7 protein-coding genes are annotated in these 8,187 nt (G+C 67.6%); 2 read left to right on the top strand and 5 right to left on the bottom strand.

The window, feature by feature from the left end:
* Both ASG80_RS18485 and ASG80_RS18480 read left to right on the top strand, forming a co-directional pair.
* A protein-coding gene (locus tag ASG80_RS18485) for an IS3 family transposase (RefSeq protein ID WP_235508393.1) occupies positions 1-1,094 on the top strand; the annotation gives its coding sequence in 2 pieces (ribosomal slippage) (positions 1-213 and positions 216-1,094; 1,092 coding nt annotated over the 2 pieces). This gene is flagged as partial in the annotation.
* A gap of 48 nt (positions 1,095-1,142) precedes the next feature.
* The gene (locus ASG80_RS18480; protein ID WP_056733388.1) at positions 1,143-2,189 is read left to right on the top strand and encodes an IS110 family transposase; all 1,047 of its coding nucleotides are present in this window, start codon (positions 1,143-1,145) and stop codon (positions 2,187-2,189) included.
* Between the two features lie 249 nt (positions 2,190-2,438).
* On the opposite strand, the gene ASG80_RS18475 is transcribed toward ASG80_RS18480, so the two are convergent.
* From ASG80_RS18475 to ASG80_RS18455, 5 genes are all read right to left on the bottom strand, one after another.
* Positions 2,439-3,476 (bottom strand): LacI family DNA-binding transcriptional regulator, encoded by a 1,038-nt coding sequence (locus ASG80_RS18475; RefSeq protein WP_082590639.1) that lies wholly within the window; start codon positions 3,474-3,476, stop codon positions 2,439-2,441.
* 39 nt (positions 3,477-3,515) lie between these two features.
* The gene (locus tag ASG80_RS18470; RefSeq protein WP_056733384.1) at positions 3,516-4,496 is read right to left on the bottom strand and encodes a hydroxyacid dehydrogenase; all 981 of its coding nucleotides are present in this window, start codon (positions 4,494-4,496) and stop codon (positions 3,516-3,518) included.
* Positions 4,497-4,564: 68 nt separating this feature from the next.
* Positions 4,565-6,124: an ABC transporter substrate-binding protein gene (locus ASG80_RS18465; protein WP_056733382.1), complete on the bottom strand. Its 1,560-nt coding sequence runs from the start codon at positions 6,122-6,124 to the stop codon at positions 4,565-4,567.
* Between the two features lie 67 nt (positions 6,125-6,191).
* Complete coding sequence (locus tag ASG80_RS18460) at positions 6,192-7,163, bottom strand: carbohydrate ABC transporter permease (RefSeq protein ID WP_056733380.1); 972 nt, start codon at positions 7,161-7,163, stop codon at positions 6,192-6,194.
* Positions 7,160-8,161: a sugar ABC transporter permease gene (locus ASG80_RS18455; RefSeq protein ID WP_156401944.1), complete on the bottom strand. Its 1,002-nt coding sequence runs from the start codon at positions 8,159-8,161 to the stop codon at positions 7,160-7,162. Before ASG80_RS18455 ends, ASG80_RS18460 begins: the two co-directional genes overlap by 4 nt.
* Positions 8,162-8,187: the final 26 nt, after the last annotated feature.

The following is an 8,187-nucleotide window of genomic DNA, read 5'->3' as shown; positions in this document are numbered from 1 at the left end:
ACGATCGAGCAGATCGCGAACGACTTCGGTGTTCACCCGATGACGTTGCAGAAGTGGCTGCACCGCGCCAAGGTCGAGGATGGGACGGCGCCCGGTCAGACGCGCAGTGAGTCCGACGAGCTCCGGGAGTTGCGCAAGCGGAACCGTCTGCTCGAGCAGGAGAACGAGGTGCTGCGGCGGGCCGCCGCGTATCTGTCGCAGGCAAGCCTGCCGGGAAAAGGCTCTACCCGCTCGTGAGTGAGCTCGCCGCCGACGGAGTTCCCGTCGCGGTGACGTGCCGGGTGCTCAAGCTCGCTCGCCAGCCCTACTACCGGTGGCTGCGGGAACCCATTGCCGATAGCGAAGTGGTGGCGGCGTACCGCGCGAACGCACTGTTCGACGCGCATCGCGACGACCCCGAGTTCGGGCACCGGCTGTTGGCCGACGAGGCCCGCGACGCCGGCGAGCCGATGGCCGACCGCACCGCGTGGCGGATCTGCGCGGACAACGGCTGGTGGAGCGYGTTCGGGAAGCGCAAGCGCGGCAAGGGCAAGCGTCCCGGTCCGCCGGTGCACGACGACCTCGTCGGCCGCGACTTCACCGCCGACGCCCCGAACGAACTGTGGTTGACGGACATCACGGAGCACCGCACCGGAGAGGGCAAGCTCTACCTCTGCGCGATCAAGGACGTGTTCTCGAACCGGATCGTCGGGTACTCGATCGACTCGCGGATGAAGTCCCAGTTGGCCGTCAACGCGCTGGAGAACGCCATCGCCCGGCGCGGTGACGTCGCCGGATGCGTGGTCCACAGCGACCGGGGCAGTCAATTCCGCTCCCGGAAGTTCCTGCGCGCCCTGGCCCGCCACCGCATGGTCGGGTCGATGGGCCGAGTCGGCGCGGCTGGCGACAACGCGGCCATGGAATCGTTCTTCAGCCTGCTGCAGAAGAACGTCCTCAACCGGGCCGCCTGGACCACCCGCGACCAACTCCGCATCGCGATCGTCACCTGGATCGAGCGRACCTACCACCGCCGCCGACGTCAGGCCCGGCTCGGTCGTTTGACCCCGATCGAGTTCGAGGCCATCATGAACACGCCAGCCGCACTGGCTGCGTGACTACAACCCGTCACCTATCCATGCAGCAGACCCGAGCGGGCCGTAGCCGTGGTCGGTGGAGTCGATACCCACAAGCTCACGCACCATGCCGCGGCGCTGGAAGCAGCCACCGGCCAGGTCCTCGGCGACCGGGAGTTTCCCGCGACCGCGGCCGGGTATGCGCAGATGCTGAAGTGGATGCTCGCTTTCGGGGTGCTGATCAAGGTCGGCGTCGAGGGGACGGGATCGTTCGGCTCTGGGTTGCAGCGACACCTCGAGAGCAACCAGGTCCTGGTTGTCGAGGTCATCCGACCGAACCGGCAGGATCGCAGAGCACGAGGAAAGTCCGATCCGATCGACGCGATCAACGCCGCACGCGCCGCACTTAGCGGCACCGCATCGACCATCCCGAAGGGGCGCGAAGGCTTTGTCGAAGCAGTGCGGTTGATTCGCGCGACTCGGCGCGGCGCCGCGCGAGCACGTCGCGTCGCGATCCAACAGATCCACGGCGTGCTCTGGGGTGCGCCCGAGGACCTCCGCGAACGCCTGGCCGGCTACGAGCGCGCGGCCTTGGTGGCACGCTGCGCGACGCTCCGCCCGCCCGCTCACTTCGCTCTTGACGACCCGGCGGTGACCGCCCGTCGCATGCTGCGTCGCTTGGCGCGCCGGGTTCAGCAACTCGACGAGGAGATCGCGGAAGCCAACGACGAGCTCAACCTCATCCTGCGCCAGCACACCCCGACGCTCTTGGCCGCTATCGGTGTCGGGACCGAGGCCGCCGGTCAGATCCTCACCACCGCTGGCGAGAACCTGGACCGGCTCCACTCCGAAGCCGCGCTCGCACGGATCTGCGGTGTCGCGCCGATCCCCGCCAGCTCCGGTAACACCGTCCGCCACCGACTCCACCGGGGCGGTGACAGGGCCGCGAACTCCGCGATCCACATGATCGTCATTAACCGGCTCCGCTGGCATGCACCCACCCGCGCCTACGTCGCCAAACGCACCGCCGAAGGCAAGACCAAGAAGGAGATCATCCGCTGCCTCAAACGAGCCGTCGTCAGAGAGCTCTACCGAGCACTCCAAGCCGACCTCGAAATCACCCTTGACAGTGCATAGGAGCATTCACCGCACCATCGACACCTCCGGCTGGGGCATCCGGATGCTCCACGGCGTCCCCCACATCCGCCCACCCGCCTGGCTCGACCCCGGCGGCAGCTGGCGCGCCATCACCAAATCACCCACCCGACTCGCCGACCGACGCGACCAACATGATCGACATGATCGGCGCTCAGTAGACCCTGCAGCATGAGCGACTCCGACGGCGTCCCGTCCCAGAACCCGAACGGCCAGCGCTCGCCATCCGAGCTACTGCGCTACTCGCGGCGTGCTCTCGCGTACGACGACATGCCCCTCGATCATGATGGTCCGCGGCCCGTCGCCGCGCGGGCCCATCGCCATCGTCAACGCCTCATCGGCCACCTGCTCCCATGGCAGATGCACGGTGGTCAGCGACGGGGTGATGTCCCTGAGCGCCTTGATGTCGTCGAATCCGGCGACGGCGATCCGACGCCCCGCGTCCCGGAGGAACGTCAGCACGCCGAGCGCCATGGCGTCGTTCACCGCGAAGATCGCATCGACCGGGATGCCTCGGCGCAGCAGGTCTCCCGTCATCGCGTAAGCCGCGTCGCGGTTGAACTCGCCGATCAGGATCCTGTCTGCCGTGATCCGGATGCCGGACTCGGCGAGACCATCGACGAACCCGTCCGTGCGATCGCGCTGTGTGAGGCCGTGCTTCATCCCGGAGATGACGGCGAAGTCGCGATATCCGAGGTCGGCCAGCGTCCGCGCCATGTCGTAGCCGCCCTTGCGGTTCTCGTAGGCGACGGTGTCGAAGGGCAGGCCCGGCTGGGTGATGAGCACGACCCTGCCGCCTTCCGCTTCGTAGCGCTCGAGGGCGTCGACGAGCTCGGGGATCGTCGCATCATCCGTCGCCCGGCCACCGGTGATCATGAGGAACTCCGGGCGGTGGCCGCGGGCGTTGTGCACGGACTCGACGAGATCGGCCGGATCGGTGCCCGCCGACGTGATCGTGACCGGCAGCCTGCGACGCTGCGCCGCCGTGACGACGCCGGCGATGATCGGGTTGGCGTAGTCGTCGGGCATGCCCTTCACCACCAGGGTGACGCCGCGGTTCCGGCCCCGCGCGACGGCCTGGGCCGCGACATTCGTGGCGTAGCCCAAGGTCTTGGCCGCCTCGAGCACCTTCACCCGATTGACCTCGCGAACCCCCCTGTCGCTGCCATTGAGCGCGCGAGACGCCGTGGCCGCGGAGACGCCGGCGAGTCGAGCGACATCGGACAGGCGAGCGGCGCGTGTCGAAGCGGATTCGCCCATTGTCGACATGTGCCTCCTGACCTCTTCGGAACCCTAACGGAAACGCTTTCAACCCAGCGGCATGCCCCGTGCGAGCCGCTCATTCCCGACGAATCGGGTGAGGATCGAGGCGACCTCGCCGCCCATGCGTCGCAGCTCGGTGCCCATCGATCCGGCGACGTGCGGGGTGAGGAAGACATTCGGCAGGTCGTACAGGGGCGATGACGCCGGCAGCGGCTCGGGGTCGGTCACGTCGAGGATCGCCTTGATCCGCTGTCGACGGAGTTCGCGTTCCAGGGCGGCGTGGTCGACGATCTCGCCGCGGGCGGTGTTGATGAGCGTCGCCCCGTCGGGCAGGAGCGCGAGCATCTCCGCGTCGATCATCCCGATCGTGTCGGGGAGCACCGGGGGGTGGAGCGTGACCACGTCGCTGACGCGCATGAGCTCGCGGAGGGTGACCGACGTCACGCCGAGAGCACGGGCGTCCCGGGTGCTGAGCTGAGGGTCGTACACCAGCACGCGAAGCGTCGCGAAGGGCCGCAGCAACTCGATGAGCGCCCTGCCGGTTCGCGAAGCGCTGACCACCCCGACCGTCCGGATGTGGTTCCCGCTCGCCGCGAACTCCTCCTCGCGGTCGATGAACGCGCGCCGGTCGCGATAGAGCTCCCGAGCTCGGAAGGCATCCTTGTTCGCGAGGACGACCATGGCCAACGCGTATTCGGCGACGGGAACGGCGTTCACCGCGCCGGTGTCGGATGCCGCGATGCCGCGCATGCCGTCGGGGAACAGCCACTCGACGGCACCGCCTGCGTGGATCACCTGTCGGAGCCGCGGCGCCGCGTCGAGCGTGGCGGCCGTCAGCGGGGGCGTGTCCCACCCGGTGACCAGCACGTCCGCCCGCTCGAGCACTCGCCGCGAGACGTCCGAGTCGAACTCGGTGAGCACACCGCCGACTCGCTCGGCCGGGACATCCGCCAGCTCCTCGAACGAGGACCCGAACAGACGTTCCGCAAGCCGATTCGAGCCGACTGCGACAGCGTATTCGATCACACTGCTCCTTCGTTGTGCGTGCGTTTCGGGGCTCCCGGCGGGGAGGGTCCGGGAGCCCCGGAACACGACTACTGCGACGCCAGGTAGGCGTCGGCCTGCGTGTTGAGCTCCGCCTGCACCGCGGCGAGCCCGGCCTGGTCGACCGCCCGCTTCAGGTTGTCGAGGCCCTCGTCGACGTCGACCGCGCCGGCCCAGAGCGGGTTGCCGTACTCGGCGATCGCGGCGGTGATCTGCGAGTGCTCGTTCTCGACCTCGCTGAGGTCTGGGATGAAGCTGGCGAACGGGTCGAGCGTGAAGTTCTCGTAGCTCTTCGACCACTCGAACCAGCGGTCCTCCGTCTCGCTCATGCGAGAGAACTTCCGCTCCAGCGGGATGCGCCAGCTGAGCGCGTAGCCGGGGAAGTTGTTGTACTCGCCCGTCGCCTCATAGGCATCGTCGCCGACCGCCTTCCAATCGGTGCCTTCGACGCCGTACTGGAGCAGGTCGTGGTTCTCCTGGACCGAGACCCAGTCGAGCAACTTGAGTGCGGCCTCGTTGTCGGCGCCTCGAGCATTCACGACGACGACGTTGTCCGCCTGGAAGGTCTGGTTGGGCTTGGCGCTCTCGCCGTCCTGGAACGGAAGGAGCGTGACCAGCGTCGCGCCCGGCACCGCCTTCTCGAGCTGGGCCAGGTGTCCCGACGTGTCGAGGCCATCCGTGATGCCCCAGATCGTCGCCGCACCGCCGCCGTCGAACTGGGCCCGGAGGGTCGCCGGGTCGGCGTTGAGGCGGTCGGCGTTGATGATGCCGTCCTGGTAGTACTGCCGCACGCGACGGAGCGACTCCACGTAGGGCTCGTACTCCCAGAACGGGACGGCGTTCGCAGATCCGATGGATGCGGCGTTCTTGCCCGGGACGAACAGCAGTGAGTCGCTCGAGAAGTACAGCGGGATGAGGTCGGGCGTCTCCCAGCCCTGCGCATAGAGATTGCCGGTGGGCGCGCCCAGCACGTCGAAGACGGAGTTGCGGTTGATGTATCCGGGGATCCCCTCCTTCTGCACGACGTCGTACCAGAACTTCTCGAGCTCGTCGAAGGTCGAGATGCTGCCGCCGGCGTACTTGTCCACGAGATCGCCGCGAGCGACGTGGTGGTGGATGCGGGCGGCGCTGTTGACGGCGGGGATGCCGTAGATCGAGCCGTCGGTCCAGCGGTTCGCGTCGAACGCGCTCTTGTCGATCGCCGCGGTCAGGTTCGGGTAGTCGCCGCTCGCGATGGCGCTGTCGAGCGGCATCAGCGCGTTCGATTCGATGAGCTGCGCGATGTTGAGCCATCGGGCGCTCAGCGCGGTCTCGAACTCCTCACCCGCCGTGAACTTCAGCAGTGACTGCGACGCGTAGTTCTTCCAGTTGATGAACTCGGGCTTGAACTCGAAGCCGAGGTCCGCCTTCAGCTTCTTGTTGACCGCGTCGCGGATCCGATCCCACTGCGGGGGAACGTCACCGGGCAGCAGGAGGCCGTAGGAGCTGCGAGTGCCCCCGCCTCCTCCGCCGGGGGTGCAGGCGGCGAGCGCGAGAGCTGCAATTGCGCCGCCGGCTCCGGCGAGGAATCCTCGACGTGACAGCCCGCGGCCGTTGGGGAGTGCCGTCATGGTGCGTCCTTCCTAGGTGATGGAACGTGTGTTGCGGGGGTGGGGGTTGGGTGTTGCGGGGTGGGGATCAGCCCTTCGTCGCGCCCAGGGTGAGGCCCTTCACGAAATAGCGCTGGGCGAACGGGTACGCGAGCAGGATCGGACCGATGGTGATGACGGTCATCGCAAGCCGCATCTGGTACACCGGCGCCGACACGGTGGAGCCGAGGTCCGCAGCGTTCGCGACGCTCGAGATCAGGTTCTGCAGCACCAGCTGGAGCGGGTAGCTGCTGGTGTCGCTGATGAACAGGAGCGCGTGGAACCACTCGTTCCAGAACGTGACCGCGTAGAACAGGGCGATCACCGCGATGACGGGCTTCGAGATCGGGAGGACGATCTGGAAGAAGATGCGCAGCTCCCCGGCGCCGTCGATGCGGGCGGAGTCGAGGATCTCCTGCGGCGTGCCGCGGAAGAAGCTCACTTGCACGAAGACCAGGAAGGGGGCGATCACGAGCGGGAGGATGACGGCGAACAGCGAGTTCCGCAGTTGCAGCACCTGGGTGACGAGGATGTACATCGGGACGAGGCCGCCGGTGAACAGCATGGGGATGTACGCGAACACGGCGAGGGGGCGGCTCACGAGGGGCAGGCCCCGCGCGATCACCCACGCCAGTCCGGATGTCGCTGCGACCGCGATCACGGTGCCGACGATCGTGATGAACAGCGTCGCCCCATATGACAGCCACACTCGGTTGCCGGCGAAGATCGTGGCATAGGCGTCGAACGACAGCGGGTCGGGCCAGAACGAGTAGCCGCGCTGGGACAGCGTGGACTCGGCGGTGAGCGAACCCGCGACCACCATCCAGAACGGGATCAGGCAGGTCAGGCCGAAGGCGATCACCCCGATGTAGCTGACGATGGTGAACGCCTCGGGTCGCTGCCGGCGTCGGCGACGAAGAGGAGTGCCTGCGATCGGGGCCTCCTTCCCCGATGCTGGAGAGCGCAGAGTGGGGGGTTCCGTCGGAGCCGTCGTTGACGTGTTCACGGTCGTGGCGGTCATAGCAGTGACGTCTCCTTCGCATAGCGCCGCTGGACCAGCGTGGCGACGACGACGAGCGCGAACCCGACGACGGACTGGAACAGGCCGATCGCGGCGGTGGTGCCGAAGTCGCCGAACGTACGGAGGGCGCGGAAGACGTACGTGTCGATGACATCCGTCGTCGCGAACAGGGTGCCGTTGTCGCCGACGATCGCGTAGATGGTGGCGAAGTCGCCATAGAAGATGCGGCCGACGCCGAGGACGAGCAGGATCGCGGCCGTGGGCCTCAGCAGCGGCATCGTGATGCGGAGGGCCATCTGCGCCCGGCTCGCGCCGTCGATCATGCCGGCCTCGTACACCTCTTCGGGTATGGCCGTGATCGCCGCGAGGAAGATCACGCTCATGTACCCGCCCAGCTGCCAGACCTTCACGATCGTGAGGATCCACGGCCACGGGCCGGGCTCGGTGTACCAGGAGACCGACGGGAACCCGAAGACGTCGAAGAAGTCGTTCACCAGTCCCCCGCGCCCCCCGGGCCCGGCGAGGAATGCCTGAAGGAAGATGCTCACCACGATGGGCGACACGAAGTACGGGATGAAGATGACCGACTGGAAGAACCGCTTCGTCACGCGTCCGCGGATCTCGTTGAGCATGAGTGCGAGTAGGACCCCGGACGCGAGCGTGGCGGCGAGGAACAGGACGTTGAGGACCAGCGTGTTCCAGAGGATGCGCCCGGCGTTGCCGGAGGTGAAGAAGAACTCGAAGTTCTGGAAGCCGGCCCAAGGCGATCCGAAGATGCCGTCGGCGATGTTGAAGTCCTGGAAGGCGACCACGAGCCCGGCCATCGGTCCGTAGGCGAACACCAGCAGGAGGATGACCGCGGGCGCGGCGAGCACGAGCAACCCGTAGTCGCGACGACGCCACGTTCGACGCGATCGGATGCCGCGCTTGCGGCCTCGGCGCTCCACCGCGTCGCTGATCGCAACGTCTTCGGTTCGGGTGGCGAGGTCGACGCTCATGGCCGGCCGCCTCTCGTGCGGAATCG

This window comes from Agromyces sp. Soil535 (assembly GCF_001428255.1).
Taxonomy (GTDB): domain Bacteria; phylum Actinomycetota; class Actinomycetes; order Actinomycetales; family Microbacteriaceae; genus Agromyces.
The sequence above is the reverse complement of the archived record's forward strand: the minus strand, read 5'-3'. Positions and strand labels throughout refer to the sequence as shown.